This window comes from Marmoricola sp. URHB0036, assembly GCF_000426045.1.
Classification (GTDB): Bacteria; Actinomycetota; Actinomycetes; order Propionibacteriales; family Nocardioidaceae; genus Marmoricola.
The window spans coordinates 92,119-106,694 of the sequence record NZ_AUEP01000004.1; the positions used below are offsets into that span (position 1 = coordinate 92,119).

14 protein-coding genes and 1 pseudogene are annotated in these 14,576 nt (G+C 70.9%); 3 read left to right on the forward strand and 12 right to left on the reverse strand.

Features of this window, described 5'->3' with window-relative positions; all coding sequences use genetic code 11:
• Positions 1 to 17: 17 nt before the first annotated feature.
• Positions 18 to 1,154: a zinc-binding dehydrogenase gene (locus H976_RS0103065; protein WP_196803938.1), complete on the reverse strand. Its 1,137-nt coding sequence runs from the start codon at positions 1,152 to 1,154 to the stop codon at positions 18 to 20.
• Between the two features lie 167 nt (positions 1,155 to 1,321).
• On the opposite strand from H976_RS0103065, the gene H976_RS0103070 reads away from it, so the two are divergent.
• On the forward strand, positions 1,322 to 2,110 hold the full coding sequence (locus H976_RS0103070; RefSeq protein ID WP_051276201.1) for an N-acyl homoserine lactonase family protein: 789 nt from the start codon (positions 1,322 to 1,324) through the stop codon (positions 2,108 to 2,110).
• 7 nt (positions 2,111 to 2,117) lie between these two features.
• Positions 2,118 to 2,522: a hypothetical protein gene (locus tag H976_RS24280; protein ID WP_036224461.1), complete on the forward strand. Its 405-nt coding sequence runs from the start codon at positions 2,118 to 2,120 to the stop codon at positions 2,520 to 2,522.
• Positions 2,523 to 2,526: 4 nt separating this feature from the next.
• Here H976_RS24280 and H976_RS0103080 read toward each other — a convergent pair whose 3' ends face one another.
• From H976_RS0103080 to H976_RS31075, 8 genes and pseudogenes are all read right to left on the reverse strand, one after another.
• Positions 2,527 to 3,321 carry an SDR family NAD(P)-dependent oxidoreductase gene (locus H976_RS0103080; RefSeq protein WP_081682627.1) on the reverse strand — a complete coding sequence of 265 codons (795 nt, stop codon included), beginning with the start codon at positions 3,319 to 3,321 and terminating at the stop codon, positions 2,527 to 2,529.
• Positions 3,318 to 5,930, reverse strand: a complete 2,613-nt coding sequence (locus tag H976_RS0103085; protein WP_051276105.1) for an ATP-binding cassette domain-containing protein — start codon at positions 5,928 to 5,930, stop codon at positions 3,318 to 3,320. Before H976_RS0103085 ends, H976_RS0103080 begins: the two co-directional genes overlap by 4 nt.
• 99 nt (positions 5,931 to 6,029) lie before the next feature.
• Positions 6,030 to 7,313, reverse strand: coding sequence for a substrate-binding domain-containing protein (locus tag H976_RS0103090; RefSeq protein WP_027860337.1), 1,284 nt, complete (start codon positions 7,311 to 7,313; stop codon positions 6,030 to 6,032).
• A gap of 3 nt (positions 7,314 to 7,316) precedes the next feature.
• Positions 7,317 to 8,396 (reverse strand): ABC transporter permease, encoded by a 1,080-nt coding sequence (locus tag H976_RS0103095; protein WP_027860338.1) that lies wholly within the window; start codon positions 8,394 to 8,396, stop codon positions 7,317 to 7,319.
• 139 nt (positions 8,397 to 8,535) lie between these two features.
• Positions 8,536 to 9,402, reverse strand: a complete 867-nt coding sequence (locus tag H976_RS0103100) for an LLM class F420-dependent oxidoreductase (RefSeq protein ID WP_027860339.1) — start codon at positions 9,400 to 9,402, stop codon at positions 8,536 to 8,538.
• A 64-nt stretch (positions 9,403 to 9,466) separates the two neighbouring features.
• Positions 9,467 to 10,246, reverse strand: coding sequence for an SDR family NAD(P)-dependent oxidoreductase (locus tag H976_RS0103105; protein ID WP_027860340.1), 780 nt, complete (start codon positions 10,244 to 10,246; stop codon positions 9,467 to 9,469).
• Between the two features lie 63 nt (positions 10,247 to 10,309).
• The gene (locus H976_RS30550) at positions 10,310 to 10,549 is read right to left on the reverse strand and encodes a hypothetical protein (protein ID WP_027860341.1); all 240 of its coding nucleotides are present in this window, start codon (positions 10,547 to 10,549) and stop codon (positions 10,310 to 10,312) included.
• A gap of 88 nt (positions 10,550 to 10,637) precedes the next feature.
• Positions 10,638 to 11,231, reverse strand: a pseudogene (locus tag H976_RS31075) (NAD-dependent epimerase/dehydratase family protein); the annotation flags it as partial.
• 49 nt (positions 11,232 to 11,280) lie between these two features.
• Here H976_RS31075 and H976_RS0103120 point away from each other — a divergent pair.
• Positions 11,281 to 11,844, forward strand: a complete 564-nt coding sequence (locus tag H976_RS0103120) for a TetR/AcrR family transcriptional regulator (RefSeq protein ID WP_027860343.1) — start codon at positions 11,281 to 11,283, stop codon at positions 11,842 to 11,844.
• Positions 11,845 to 11,848: 4 nt separating this feature from the next.
• Here the strand turns inward: H976_RS0103120 and H976_RS0103125 are convergent, their stop codons facing one another.
• From H976_RS0103125 to H976_RS0103135, 3 genes are read right to left on the reverse strand one after another with little or no spacing between them, the layout of a single operon-like run.
• Positions 11,849 to 12,424, reverse strand: a complete 576-nt coding sequence (locus H976_RS0103125; protein ID WP_027860344.1) for a lactate utilization protein C — start codon at positions 12,422 to 12,424, stop codon at positions 11,849 to 11,851.
• Positions 12,421 to 13,854 (reverse strand): LutB/LldF family L-lactate oxidation iron-sulfur protein, encoded by a 1,434-nt coding sequence (locus tag H976_RS0103130; RefSeq protein WP_027860345.1) that lies wholly within the window; start codon positions 13,852 to 13,854, stop codon positions 12,421 to 12,423. Before H976_RS0103130 ends, H976_RS0103125 begins: the two co-directional genes overlap by 4 nt.
• Positions 13,851 to 14,576, reverse strand: coding sequence for a (Fe-S)-binding protein (locus tag H976_RS0103135; RefSeq protein WP_027860346.1), 726 nt, complete (start codon positions 14,574 to 14,576; stop codon positions 13,851 to 13,853). The genes H976_RS0103130 and H976_RS0103135 overlap by 4 nt, the downstream gene beginning before the upstream one ends.

Sequence of the window (14,576 nt, forward strand, 5' to 3'; positions counted from 1 at the left end):
GGTCGTGGGTGGCTGGCTCAGGGGACGATCGCGGCGCGGGCGACCGAGCGGGACTCGCCGTCGCGCAACGCGTCGAGGGCCTGGTCGAGGGAGTAGGTCACGCCGGCCAGCTCGCCGAACGGGTGCAGGCCGGCGCGGCGGCTGAGGAACTGCACGGCCCGGTGCAGGTACCACGGGTCGTAGCGCAGCACCCCCCGGATGGTGAGCGACTTGCGGGTGACGAGTCCCGGGACGAAGGAGATCTCCGCCTCGCCGTTGAGGTTGCCGACCGAGGCGATGCGCCCGCCGACCCGGGCGATCTCGATGGCCTCGGAGAAGGCGGCCGGGTGCCCGGTCACCTCGAGGACCAGGTCGGCCCCGACGCCGCCGGTCAGGTCGCGCACGGCCTGTGCCCGGTCGGCCGGGGTCGCGTGGTCGGTCAGGTCGATCACGTCGTCGGCCCCGAACTCGCGGGCCAGGTCGAGCCGGTCCTTGACGCCGTCGACGACGACCACGTGGGCACCGCGCTCACGACCGACCGCGGCGGCGTACAGCCCCAGGCCGCCTGCCCCCTGCACGACCAGCGTCTCGCCCGCCTCCAGCCCGGCCTTGTCGAGCACGAAGATCATCTGCGCCAGGCCACAGTTGGCACCGGCCACCGAGGCGTCGTCGACCCCGTCGGGCACCCGGTAGAAGTGCTGGCCCGGCTGGACGTAGTAGTGGGTCGCGTAGCCGGCGCTGAAGTGCGGCGCCAGCTCGGGGTTGCGGCTCCACGCCGCCAGGCTGTTGACGCAGGAGCTGAACTCCGAGCGCAGGCAGGCCGCACAGTGGTGGCACTGCAGGAAGTAGACCGGTACGACGCGGTCGCCGACCGCCACCGGTTCGCCGGCGTAGTCCGTGGTCACGCCCTCGCCGAGAGCGGCGATCTCGCCGACGAACTCGTGGCCGAGGCCGGCCTCCCGCAGCGAGGGACTCTCGTAGTGGAACTGGTGGATGTCGGAGCCGCAGACGTTGGCCCGCCGCACGCGGAGCACGACGGCGCCCGGCTCGGGGTCCGGGACCTCGAACGACTTCAGCTGGACCTGTTCGGGCCCGGTGAGGGCGACGATGCTGCCGGTCGTCATCGAGATGTCCTTCGCGTCGACGGTGAGGCGGCTCGATCGAGCCGTGCTCATCAAAGGCCGCGTGGACCGTCGTGACGTGTACGAGATTGCGACAGTGTGCCGCCGCACGACCCGTTGTCCGGTCGTGTCGCAAAGTGGGACGACGCCCGACCGTCCGCGCGCACCAACCTGTGGGCACCCGACTCACCCGGCTGCACGCACGGAAGGACGCACGCGCCATGTCCCTGGGATTCGCACGGCGGATGTGGGCACTGGACTGCCCCTCGCTCACGGTGGACGCCACCACGCTGATGTACGGCCTGAGCGGGATGCTCACCATCCCGATGCCGTCCTTCCTGATCGAGCACCCCAAAGGGCTCGTGCTCTTCGACACCGGCATCGCTCCCGAGGCGATCGACGACCCGGTCGCCCTCTACGGCCAGGAGCTCGCGGACGGCCTCGGCATCACCGGCGGCGAGGACCAGAAGCTCGACCGCCAGATCGAGGCCCTCGGCTACAAGCTCGAGGACGTCACCCACGTGATCACCTCGCACCTGCACTTCGACCACTCCGGGGCACTGCACCAGTTCCCCGACGCCAAGCACTACGTCGGTGCCGGCGAGCTGCCGTTCGCGCACTGGCCGGCCCCGATCGGCGCCTTCTGCTACATGCCGGACCAGCTGGCCCGGATCCGGAACTTCGACTGGCACGAGGTGCCGGGCATCGACGTCGACCTGTTCGGTGACGGCAGCCTGGTCATCCTCTACATGCCCGGCCACACCCCCGGCGAGCTGAGCCTGAAGGTGCGGCTGGCGTCGCGCACGTTCATCCTCACCGGCGATGCCGTACACCTGCGGGCGGCGCTCGAGCAGGAGTACCACTTCCCGATCGACTGGGACACCCGCGAGGCCCTGGTGAGCCTGCGGCGGATCAAGCGCCTGCAGGAGAGCGAGGACGCGTCGGTCTGGATCACCCACGACCCCGACGACTGGGCCGAGTACAAGCACGCTCCGGCCTGCTTCGAGTGATCCGCTGATGTCGGTCCTCGTCGACTACCGCTGCACCGCGTGCGGCGTACGTGCCGAGCACTGGGAGCCCAGCCCGCCCCCGTCGACCCGCAGCTGCGCGTCGTGCGGGGCCGAGGCCCGCCGCCTCTTCGCGGCGATCGGGCTCTCCAGCGGCTCGCCCACCGACACCCGCGGCGCGGCAGCCCCGGCAGCCGCGCCGCGGGAGCCAGCCCGGCGCGAGCCGACGCTGTGCCAGCAGTACCCCCAGATCCCCGGCCTGTGCCACATGACGCCGAGCGCACAGCGCCGGTGGGTGGCGACCTACACCCGCGACACCCGCTCCCAGGAACGCGAGCTCGAGCGCCAGGAGACGGCCGCTCGCGAGAAGGCGCCGGTCATGACCGACGCGATCCAGCACACCCACCAGCCCTGACGGGTCAGCGGATCGTCCAGCCACCGTCCGCGACGAAGCAGGCGCCGTGGCAGAAGCTCGCGGCGTCGCTGGCCAGGAACAACGCCAGCTCGGCCAGCTCCTCGGGCTGGGCGTGGCGTCCTGCAGGGACGCTGCGCACCGACTCCATCACGGCGGCGTCGCCCTCGTCGAAGAGCGCCCGTGTCATGCCGGTCTCCACGGCGCCGGGGCAGATCGCGTTGACCCGCACCCCGAGCTGTCCGTAGTCGAAGGCGAGCTGGCGGGTCAGGCCGATGACGCCGTGCTTGGAGGCCGTGTACGCCGTGCCGCCCCCACCAGCAACGATCCCGGCGATGGAGGCGGTGTTCACGATGGCCCCGCCGCCGTCCTCCAGGAGTGCCGGCATCAGCGACCGGGTGACCAGGTAGGGACCGGTGAGGTTGACGCCGATGATCTTGGTCCAGAGCGCCTCGTCGGTCTCCAGGATCGGTGCGTAGTCGTCGAGGATGCCGGCGTTGTTCATCAGCAGGTCGATGCCACCGAGCAGCTCGACGCTCCTGGTCGCCGCGGCGGCCACGGATGCGGGGTCGGCGACGTCCACCTCGACGGCGTACGCCGTGCCACCCTCGGCCTCGACCTCCTTGGCCACTGCCTCGACCGCCTCGAGGTTCCGGTCCCAGAGCACGAGGGTCGCGCCGGCACCGGAGAAGCGGAGTGCGGATGCCCGGCCGATGCCGGAGCCTCCTCCGGTCACGACGCCGCGCCTGCCGTGCAGGACGGGGTCGGTGGTGCCGACCGAGAACGGGCTGGAGGTGGTCATGCGAGCTCCTTCCGAGCACTCAGGATCCTGCGCAGGCGGCGCAGGCTGTCGGCCGAGCTGACCAGCGCGAGGAGGGTCAGTCCGCCCGTGAAGATGTAGCTGGCACCGTCGGTCAGGCCGAGCACCGAGACCAGGCTCTGCGCGACCACCAGGATGAAGGCGCCGATGGTCGCGCCGACCAGCGAGCCGTGCCCGCCGGACAGCGCCGCGCCACCGAGCACCGGGGCAGCGATCGCCAGCAGTGTGAAGGAGTTACCGGCGTTGGGATCGCCGATGCCCACCTGCGCGGCCAGGATCATGCCCGCCACACCGGCCAGGATGCTGCAGACCAGGTAGCAGCAGGCACGGACCGTCGTGGTCGGGATGCCGAGTCGTCGGGCGAAGACACCGTTGAGGCCGACGGCCCGGACGCGCAGGCCGAAGCCGGTACGGCGCAGGAACCCGTCGATCACCACCAGTACGGCGACGAGCACGATGAGCGAGTACGGAACGGGGCCGAGCCGCGACATCATCATCTTCATCAGCTCGGGCGAGATGACCCCCGCCGCGGTGGGCCGCAGCATCAGCGCGACGCCGGACGCGATCCCGAGTGTCGCGATGGTCGCGATCACGGGCGAGAGCCCGATGCGTTCGACCAGCAGTGCGTTGACCAGACCGACGGCTCCGCCCACCACGAGGGCCACCATGAGTGACTTGAGCAGCACCGAGGTGGCGTTGCCGTCCTGCACCCAGGACGAGGCGACGACGACGGTCAGCGTCATCGTGGCGCCGACGGAGACGTCGATGCCGCCGACGAGCAGCACGAAGAACTGGGCGGCCGCGACCGCGACGAGCGGCAACGCCAGCAGCATCACGTTGAAGATGCTCAGCTCGGTCAGGAAGGTCGGGTTGCGCGACTGGGTGAACGCCCCGAGCAGCACCATCAGCGCGACGAGCGCGACCAGACGCAGCCCGTCGGCCGAGACCTTGGTGCGCCACCCGGTACGCCGCTTCGCGCGGGGCTGGGCCGGACTCTCCGCGGGGGTCGCGTCGGGCGCGGCCGCGTCCTCGTCGACGGCGACCGCGTTCGGGTCGATGGCGAGCTCGTGCTCGACGGCGAAGGCCGCGACGATCGACTCCTCGGTCGCCCCCTGCCCGGGCATCGAGGAGGTGACCTTGCCGCGCGACATCACCAGGATGCGGTCGCACAGGCCGGCCAGCTCGGAGGCGTCAGAGCTGACCACGACCACACAGCTGCCGTGGTCGGCGATCTCGCGGAGGAAGCGGTAGATGTCCATCCGCGAGCGCACGTCGACGCCCTGCGTGGGCTCGTCGATCAGCACCACGCGGGGCGACATCGCCAGCACCTTGCTCAGGGCCACCTTCTGCTGGTTGCCACCCGACAGCTCGGCCGGGCTCTGGGACGGGCTGCCGATCCGGATCCGGTACCGCTCGATGGCGTCGTGCACGAACCTCCGCTCGCGCCGGGTGCGTACGACGCCACGGTCGGACAGCTCGTCGAGGACGCCGAGACCGAGGTTGTCGGTGATGGTGAGGCCCGCGAACAGCGACTCCCCACGTCGGTCGGAGCTGAGGTAGACGACTCCGTGCTCGATCGCCTCCGGATAGGTGCGGATCGTCGTGTCGCCGGCAGTCACGGTGCCGTCGACCTCGCCGTACCTCGCCAGACCGCGCAGCATCGGGACCTGCCCGTTGCCGTCGGCCCCGGCGACACCCACGATCTCGCCGGCGCGCAGCTCGAGGTCGACGGGACCGAACCCGACACCCCGGAGCTCCTTGCACGCGAGCAGCAACGCCGCCTCGGGCCCGGCGGGTGCCCGATCGGGGAACTCCAGGTCGACGCGGGTGCCGGCCATCAGCTCGACGAGCCGCTGGGGGTTGACGTCGCCGATCTCGTGGGTGCCCTGGTGGCGTCCGTCGCGCAGCACCGTGACCCGGTCGGCGACCCGCATCACCTCGGAGAGCCGGTGGGTCACGAAGAGCACGGCGGCACCAGCGGCGGCGGCGTCCCGCATCAGGCCGAGCACGACGTCGACGCCCGCGGAGTCCAGCGCCGAGGTGGCCTCGTCGAGGATCAGGATGCGGGGCTTGCTCGCGACGGCTCGCACGATCTCGACCAGCTGCCGGTCGCCCGCCGGCAGCTCCGACGCTGGGAGGTGTGGGTCGATGTCGAACCCGTGCTGGAGCAGGAGCTCCTCGGCCCACGAGGTCACCCGCGAGTACGACGGCCGGCTCTCCGGGGGCGTGCCGAGGTAGAGGTTGCGGGCCACCGAGAGCTCGGGGACCAGCGAACCGTCCTGGAAGACGGTGACCGCACCGAGTCGCTGGGCCCGGCGTGGGTGGTGTCGCGACACGTCGGTGTCACCGATGCGCACCGTCCCGCTGTCGCGCTGCACCGTGCCAGCCACGACGCCGACGAGCGTGGACTTGCCCGAGCCGTTCTCGCCCACCAGCGCGTGGATCTCGCCCGCCTCCAGCGTCAGCCCGACGTCGTCGAGGGCCTGCACCGCGGCGTACCGCTTGGACAGGCCGCTCGCGTCGAGCACCCGGCTGGTCGGTCGCGGCGATCCGGCCACCAGCGGCGGTGAGGTGGAGATGGTGTTGGACACGGTGGGTTCGCTCTCTGTCTCGCCCGGTCGAATGAAGGCGGGTGCGGCAAGTCCGCAGCCGGGACGGGACGCGGTGGTCGCGTCCCGTCCCGGCCCCGGTCACTGCAACATGCGGCTGATCAGCGCGTCGGGCACGAGCACGCTCGGACCCGGGTAGTCGTCGGGACGCTTCGGGTCGTAGACGCCCTTGACGGCCTTGACGAACGGCTGCGGCATGATCATCTGGTTCTCGACCTTCTTGCCGGCCAGCAGGTCCATCACCGCGGTGACGGCTGCTCGTCCCTGCCAGTTCAGGCCGTTGGTGAAGTAGAGCTCGAACGCCTTGTCGGTGCCCTGGCGCTGCTGCCACTCCTTGAAGAGCCCGTTGTTCGAGGTCCACGTGACCAGTGCCGGGGTGACCTTGCCGGCCTTCTCGTACGCCGAGATGATCTGCGGCATCGGGTCGGCGTAGTCGTAGAAGATCCCCTTGGCGTCGTCGCCCGAGCTGACCAGGGCGGAGGCGGCCTGGTAGACGCCGGCCGGCGTCCAGTTCGTGTCGAGCTTCTTGCCGACGGTGATCCCACTGCCCTTGATCTTGTCCTCGAAGCACTTGTTCCAGGCCTGACCCTGCGGGTTGCCCGGCGTGCCGTTGAAGATCGCGACGTCACCGCTGAGCTTCAGGTCGTTCGTGGCCACGTCGGCCATGTCCTCGCCGGTCGCACAGGTGTCGCCGTGCACCTGGGCCGCGACCGCGGACTCGGGTGCGTCCGGCACGGGCCCGACGTACGACGCGATCTTGGCGCCCTGCTGCGACGCGGCCGTGAAGGCCGGCAGTGCCGCGGGACCGAAGTCGTCGTAGGTCACGATCGCCTTGGCGCCCTGGGCTGCCAGGCTGCGGACGTTGGACTGGAACGTCGCCAGGTCTCCCTGTGCGTCGGTCGACAGGATCTTGCCGACCTCGGGGTAGGTGAGGGCCTGGAGGATGATCTCCATCTTGGAGAACTTCCGCCACTGGTTCTGGCCGAAGCCGTCGGCGATGCCGAGCGTCACCTTGCCGTTGCCCACGGTGCACGACGCCCCCTTCCAGCACTCGAAGGCCTTGTCGAGCTTCGCCTGCGGCAGCGTCAGGGTCGCCCGGGCAAAGGCGTCCTGGACGGTGTCGGGCAGGCTGTCTAGCTTGACGTCGGCCTGGAAGGCCTTGTTGACGGTCTCCTGGACGGCGGCGGGGTCGACATCGATCTTGCTGCCGGCACTCCCCTTCGCGTCGGACGAGGACCCACTCGACCCACCATCGGACGAACCGCAGGCCGCCGTGAAGGCGAGGGCCGCGGCAACCACGACGGTGGTCGCGGTCGAGCGAGCGCGGGTGCTTCTTCCACCCTGGCGGCGCACACTGATTCGCATGGACTACTCCTGACTCTTCTTGTTGCTGGTCACGCCCGGGGTGGACGGACCGCCCGGTGGCTCGTCCGGCGTACGACGCACGGTGAGCCAGCGGACGTTCTTGGTGGTCGCGACGGCCGCGAGGCCGACGCTGAGGACGAGGCCCTCGACGACCAGGGAGACGCCGGAGGAGAAGCCGCGGACGCGGAAGATCTGCTCCAGCACGACGATGAACGTGGCCCCGAGGATGGTGGCCGCGACCCGCACCCGGCCGCCTGCGATGGAGGCACCACCGAGCACGACCGCGACCACCGAGGTCAGCAGGTACGGCGAGCCGAGGGTGAGGTCCGGCGTGGTGATCTGCCCGGCCAGGAACACACCACCGATGCCGACCAGCACGGTGGCCGTCACCCAGGCGGTGATGCGCTGCCGCGTGGCCGCGAGACCGCTGTGCTCGGCGGCCGCACGTCCCACGCTGCTGGCCGAGAGCCGGCGACCCGAGGTGTGGAACTTCAGCCACAGGGCCAGGACCACGGCGACGAGTACGGCGATGACCAGGATGATGCTGATCGCACCGATGCTCGACCGGGCGATCTCGGAGAGCTTGTCGGGGACCCGCGTGATCGCCAACGTCTGGCCGCGGTACATGCGCGTCGCGCCGGCGATCAGCTGGCCGGTGGCGAGCGTGACCACCAGCGCGTTGAGGCGCAGCACCTCGACCAGGAAGCCGTTGACGAGGCCGATCACGATCGTCGCCACCAGACACATCACCAGTGCCTTGACCAGCGCGTCGTTCGAGCCGGCCGCGCTCTTCAGGATGATGACGCCGACCAGCGTGATGGTCGACGGGATGCTGAGGTCGATGCCACCCGTGCCGATCACGAAGGCCTGGCCCAGGGCAACGAGTGCCATCACCCCGATGACCGGGGTGAGGGTGGCCAGGTTGACGCGGCTGAACAGGTTCACGTCCAGGAAGACCAGCGAGACGAGGACCAGCCCGATGTTGGCGAGCAGGATGCCCTGTCCGGGCAGCACGAACGCGGGCCGACGCGGCTGCTGGGAGCGCGTCGGACGCTCCGCCGTCGGTGCGGTGCTACCGGCCATCGGACTCCTCCGCGTGTCGATCCCTCAGGTCGCAGGACGTGACGCACGCCACGCTGCTGATGCCGTGAAAGGTAGGAAGAGGGCCCCGGTGGGCGCCGTACCAATATGAGACATGGTTCTGTGACACAGGCCCGGCTACCTAGGCGCCGAGGACGTGGTCGCGCAGCTTCGCCAGCCGGTCCAGCTCGACCAGCATCAGGTCCGGGGTGTCCCCCATCAGCGCCATGTTCACGTGGGAGACGCCGTTGCGCTGGTAGGCCTCGAGCATGGCCTCGTCGGCCGCGCCGGGAGCGGCTCCGACGGGCACCGAGTCGGGGTCCCGACCCGCTTCCTCGACCAGCTGGCGGAAGACCGGGATCGACTTCTCCAGCGTGGGATCCGCGAGCGGTGGCGTCGGGTACCAGACGTCGGCCCAGGCGGCCGCGTGCTTCATCGTCAACGGCCCGCTCCCACCGAGGTAGACCGGCGGGTGCGGCTGCTGGACCGGCTTGGGCCAGATCCAGCTCGGCTGCAACGAGACGAACTCACCGTCGAACTGCGCGACGTCGTTGCCCCAGATCTGGCGCATCATCTGCACCTGCTCGCGCACCCGGCGGTGCCGGGTCCTGAAGTCGATGTCACCGTGCGTCTCGAACTCGTCGGCGTTCCAGCCGAAGCCGACACCGAAGGCGAACCGGCCGCCGGAGAGTCGGTCGACCGACGCCACCAGCTTCGCGGTGTGCACGGTGTCGCGCAGCGCGAGCAGGCAGATGCCGGTGCCCACCTGGAGCGTGGTGGTGGCAGCCGCCGCGAAGCTGCAGCTGATGAACGGGTCGTAGGTCCGCTTGTAGAAGTCGGGCAGCACACCCCCGCCGTACGACTCGGGGTAGTCGGTCTCCCGGGAGACCGGTATGTGCGAGTGCTCCGGGAAGAACATGCTGGCGAAGCCGCGGTCCTCGATCTCGCGGGCCAGCGGCCCGGGGTCGAGGTCGAGGTCGGTGCTGAAGACGTAGACGCCCACCTTCATGGGGACTCCTCGGGCGAGGGCGCCGTTCCATCGGGGCGCCGGGGCCTGAACGTAGGCAGGCGCCTCAGCGTGCGGCTGTGTCAGTTCGCGACAGGTCCTGGAAGGTCCCGTCGACGGTGATGCCGCCGTCCACCTCGAGCACGACGCCGTTCACGAAGGACGCGTCCGGCCCCGTCAGGAACGAGATGGCGGCCGCGATCTCCTCGGACCGGCCGAACCGCCCCAGGGGTGTACGACGCAGCAGGATCTCGCGGTCGAGCGCACCGGTGTCGAAACCGGACAGCATCATCGGGGTCTCGATGTAGCCCGGCGCCACGGCGTTGACCCGGATGCCGTCCCGGCCCCACTCCGCGGCCAGGGTGCGGGTCAGTCCGACGATCCCGGTCTTGGCCGTGGAGTACGACAACCGCTGCGGCAGCCCGAAGGTCGACCCCACCGACGCGAGGTTCACGATCGCCGCGCTGTCCGACCGCACCAGCAGGGGGTACGCCGCCCGGCTGCACCGCATCGTGCCGCCGAGGTTGACGGCCATCTCGAAGTCCCACCGGAGGGAGTCGATGTCCTGGGCCGGCGTACGGGAGATGACGCCGGCGTTGTTGACCAGCACGTCGAGGTGGCCGAGTGAGCGCAGGCACTCGTCCACCGACGCGTCGTCGGTGACGTCGAGGACCGCCTCGGCGACGTCGAGCCCGGCACCCACGAGCTCGGCGACGCTCGCCTCGAGCAGGCCGCGGTTCACGTCGGTGAGGACGACGCGCAGGCCGTCCTCGGCCAGTCGTCGGGCCGTGGCCAGCCCGAGGCCCTGCGCCGCGCCGGTCACCAGGGCCACCCGTGGATCGGTCATGCCCAGACGCTAGGCCGGCGTACGCCCCGGCGATGTCCCACAACGCAACACCGTGTGGCCGGCTCAGACGTAGTAGCGCGCCACGTCCTCGAGCAGGCCCGGTCCGGTCGGCTTCCACCCGAGCAGCTCCTGGGTGATCGTGCTGGAGGCCGGGGCATCCGCGCCGAGGAACCCGCCCAGCCAGCCGAAGTGCTCGGCCGCCTCGGCTTCGGGGATCGAGACCACCGGCAGGTCGAGGTGTGCACCGATCACGCCGGCGACGTCGCGCACGGCGATGCCCTCCTCCCCCACCGCGTGCAGCACCGATCCAGCGGGGCTCCACCCCCAGCCGGAAGACCGCGGCCGCGTCGTCCCGGTGCACGGCGTTCCAGCGGTTCTGCCCGTCGCCGATGTAGCCGGACACGCCCTTGTCACGGGCGATCTGGACCAGCACGGCGATGAAGCCGTGGTCGCCCTGACCGTGCACGGTCGGGGACAGCCTCACCACCAGGGGGCGTACGCCGCGATCGGCCAGCGCCAGCGTGGCCGACGCGTTCGCCACGCGCGGGTGCACGGCCGCAGGCTCGTCGAGCTCGGTGCCGACCCGGCCCGGCGCGAGCCCGAGGGTCCCGGACGCGATCGCCATGGGCTTGCCGGTGCCCTCCAACGCGGCGCCCATCGCCTCGATGGCGGCCAGGTCGGTCCGGGCGGCGTCCTCCATCTGGCTGAAGTCGTGGACGTAGGCGAGGTGGATGACCCCGTCGGCCTTCTCGGCACCTGCGCGCAGGCTGTCGAGATCGCCGAGGTCGCCGCGATGCACCTCCGCTCCCGCCCCGACCAGCGCCTCGGCCGAGGCGTCGGAGCGAGCCAGTCCGACCACCGTGTGGCCGGCCCGTTGCAGCTCGGGCACGACGGCGGAACCGATGAAACCGGATGCTCCGGTGACGAACAGACGCATGTCAGGACCTCCTGGATGGATGACGGGACCGATGTCAGTCACTGTCATGGACAGTAGCACCCGATGTCAGAGACTGTCATCAACTAGGATCACGGGCATGAGCCGCTGGGAGCCGAACGCACCCGCCCGGCTGGCGCAGGCCGCGATGGAGCTGTTCGCCGAGGCGGGCTACGAGGAGACCACCGTCGCCCGCATCGCCGAACGGGCCGGCCTCACCGAGCGCACCTTCTTCCGGCACTTCGCCGACAAGCGCGAGGTGCTGTTCGCCGGCTCCTCGGAGCTGGAGGCCCTCTTCGTCGACACCGTGGCCGCCGCACCGGAGTCGGCCGGCCCGATGCAGGCAGTCGCGGCTGCTCTCGAGCAGGCCTCCGGCTGGTTCGTCGACCGGCGCACCTTCGCCCGGGCCCGGCAGGCCGTGATCAGCTCGCATTCCGCACTGACCGAGCGGGAGCTGACCAAGATGGCTCGCCTCGCCACCGCCCTGGCCCGGGCCCTGCGCGAACGCGGAGTCGAGGAACCCGCCGCCAGCCTCACCGCCGAGGCCGGCGTCGCGGTGTTCCGCGTCGCGTTCGAGCGCTGGACAGCGCCGCGGGAGAAGCGCCCGCTCGGCGAGATCATCACCGAGGCCCTGGGCGAGCTCCGGACGATCACCTCGGAGTGAGCGCTCAGTCCTCGACCAGCAGCACGTGCAGGTTGCGGGGGCCGTGGACACCTTCGACCCGGTCCAGCTCGATGTCGCTGGTGGCCGACGGGCCGCTGATCCAGGTGAGCGGTCGCGCGTGGTCGAGCAGGGCGAGGGCATCCTGCACGTCGGCGACCACCTGGTCGGCGCGGACGATGCAGACGTGCCGGTCGGGCACCAACGTGAGCGCACGGCGTCCCTGGCCGGGTCCGTGGTCGAGCACGATGGTGCCGGTCTCGGCGATCCCGACTCGGGCCTCGGTGACGACCGTGTCGATCCGGTCGAGCTCGGCGGCAGTCAGCTGGTCGTCGTCGATCGCGTCCGCGACCTCGACGCCGAGTCCCGCCGGTACGACGACCCGCCCCTCGACGGCGGCCGCCACGCGCTCGGGCAGCTGGTCCGTCGTACACCTCTCCACGACGGCGCGGTAGTCGGCCACCCGGTCGGCGAAGAGGTCCACCGACACGGGACCGGAGTCGGCAAGCGCAGGTCGCGTCGGCGCCTCCACTCCGGCGGTGGCCTCGCGCACCCGGCGCAGGATCTCCTCGCGTGCACTCATCGCTGGGTCCGCTTCCACCAGGAGCGGAACGACTCGCGCGCCGGCACCGGCAGGTCGCGCGCCCCCGTCCAGGCCGACCCTCCCGGTGGTCTGCTCTCCCGGTTCAGCATCCTTCCGGCGAGCCCGGCGACTTTCTCGCCGAGGGCCAGGCGCCGAGCGGATCCGAAGGCGGCTCCGGTCGCCTTCATCGCCAGCGACTCGGCCTTGGGACGACGGTCACCGCGGTGGGCGTCGACCACCTGGGCACGCAGGTCGACCAGCACCTCGGGGATGTCGATGCGCACCGGGCACACCTCGAAGCAGGCGCCGCACAACGAGGAGGCGTAGGGCAGGGAGTCGGTCTGCGGGTCCGACCCGACCCCGTGCAGAAGCGGGTTCAGGATCGCGCCGATCGGCCCCGGGTAGACCGAGCCGTAGGCGTGGCCGCCGACGCGCTCGTAGACCGGGCACACGTTCAGGCAGGCCGAGCAGCGGATGCAGCGCAGCGCCTGTCGACCGACCTCGTCGGCGAGGGCGTTGGTGCGCCCGTTGTCGAGGAGTACGACGTGGATCTCCTGCGGCCCGTCGCCGGGGGTCACCCCGGTCCACATCGAGGTGTACGGGTTCATCCGCTCGCCGGTCGAGGAGCGCGGCAGCAGCCGGAGGAACACGTCCAGGTCCTGCCAGGTCGGGAGCACCTTCTCGATGCCGACGACCGAGACCAGCACCTCGGGGAGCGTCAGGCACATCCGGCCGTTGCCCTCGGACTCCACCACCACGAGCGTCCCGGTCTCCGCGACGGCGAAGTTGGCTCCGGAGACCGCGACCTTGGCGCGCAGGAACTTCTCGCGCAGGTGCAGCCGGGCCGCCCCGGCCAGCTCGGCCGGATCGTCGGTGAGGTCGTCCGGCGCGGGCCTGCCGGCGGCCGCCATGTGCTCACGGAAGATCTGCCGGATCTCTGCGCGGTTGCGGTGGATGGCCGGGACCAGGATGTGGCTGGGCAGGTCGTCGCCCAGCTGCACGATCAGCTCGGCCAGGTCGGTCTCCCACGCGGCGATGCCCTCCGCGGCCAGGGCCTCGTTGAGCCCGATCTCCTGGGTGACCATCGACTTGACCTTGACCACCTCGTCGGCGTCATGGGCCTTGGCGATGTCGGCCACGATCCGGTTGGCCTCGGCCGCGTCCCTGGCCCAGTGCACCGTGCCTCCGGCTGCCGTGATCGCAGCCTCGAGCTGGACGAGGTGATGTTCGAGGTCGGCGAGGGTGGCGTCCTTGATCGCGGCGCCGGCGACGCGCAGGTCCTCCCAGTCCGCCACCTCGGCCACGACCCGGGCTCGCTTGTCGCGGATGGTGGTGGTCGCGTGCGCGAGGTTGTGGCGCAGCTGGGTGTCGGCGAGAGCGGTCCGGGCCGCTTCGGGGAAGGCCGGCATCCCGACGAAGGTCGCGGTCACGTCATCGCCAACACTTCAGCCAGGTGCATCGTGCGTACGCCGGCCCGCTGCCGGGTGAGCAGCCCGCTCAGGTGCATCAGGCAGGAGTTGTCGCCGGCGACGAGCACCTCGGCCCCGGTCTCACGCACGTGCCGCACCTTGTCGGAGCCCATCGCGATCGAGGTGTCGGCGTTCTTGACCGCGAAGGTGCCGCCGAACCCGCAGCACTGGTCGGCGCCCGGCAGGTCGACGAGCGTGAGCCCGTGCACGGCTTCGAGCAGCCGGCGTGGTCGATCGCCGACCCCGAGGGCGCGCAGCGAGTGGCAGGTCGGGTGGTAGGTGACGGTGTGCGGGAACGAAGCACCCACGTCGGTCACCCCGAGCACGTCGACCAGGAACTCCGAGAGCTCGAAGACCCTCGGCTCGAGGCTGGCGACCCGCTCCTGCAGTCGCGTGTCCCCCGCCCGCTTGGCGACGATGCGCTGCTGGTGACGAGCCGAGCCGGCGCACGATCCTGAGGGAGTCACGACGGCGTCGTACGACTCGAAGGCGTCCACGAAGCTGCGCACCGCCGGCACCGCTTCGTCGAGGTAACCGGTGTTGACCATCGGCTGCCCGCAGCAGGTCTGGCCCTCGGGGAACTCGACCTCGACGCCGAGCCGCCGCAGCAGCGTCACGACCGCCTTGCCGGTGTCGGGGAACAGGGCATCGTTGAGGCAGGTCACCTGCAGGGCTACGCGCAC

Bases quoted from the DNA above. Each gene is read 5' to 3' on its own strand.
- H976_RS0103125 (WP_027860344.1), bottom strand. From the start codon at position 12,424: ATGAGTGCACGCGAGGAGATCCTGCGCCGGGTGCGCGAGGCCACCGCC.
- H976_RS0103120 (WP_027860343.1), top strand. From the start codon at position 11,281: ATGAGCCGCTGGGAGCCGAACGCACCCGCCCGGCTGGCGCAGGCCGCG.
- H976_RS0103095 (WP_027860338.1), bottom strand. From the start codon at position 8,396: ATGGCCGGTAGCACCGCACCGACGGCGGAGCGTCCGACGCGCTCCCAG.
- H976_RS0103105 (WP_027860340.1), bottom strand. From the start codon at position 10,246: ATGACCGATCCACGGGTGGCCCTGGTGACCGGCGCGGCGCAGGGCCTC.
- H976_RS24280 (WP_036224461.1), top strand. From the start codon at position 2,118: ATGTCGGTCCTCGTCGACTACCGCTGCACCGCGTGCGGCGTACGTGCC.
- H976_RS0103080 (WP_081682627.1), bottom strand. From the start codon at position 3,321: ATGACCACCTCCAGCCCGTTCTCGGTCGGCACCACCGACCCCGTCCTG.
- H976_RS0103065 (WP_196803938.1), bottom strand. From the start codon at position 1,154: ATGAGCACGGCTCGATCGAGCCGCCTCACCGTCGACGCGAAGGACATC.
- H976_RS0103100 (WP_027860339.1), bottom strand. From the start codon at position 9,402: ATGAAGGTGGGCGTCTACGTCTTCAGCACCGACCTCGACCTCGACCCC.
- H976_RS0103070 (WP_051276201.1), top strand. From the start codon at position 1,322: ATGTCCCTGGGATTCGCACGGCGGATGTGGGCACTGGACTGCCCCTCG.
- H976_RS0103090 (WP_027860337.1), bottom strand. From the start codon at position 7,313: ATGCGAATCAGTGTGCGCCGCCAGGGTGGAAGAAGCACCCGCGCTCGC.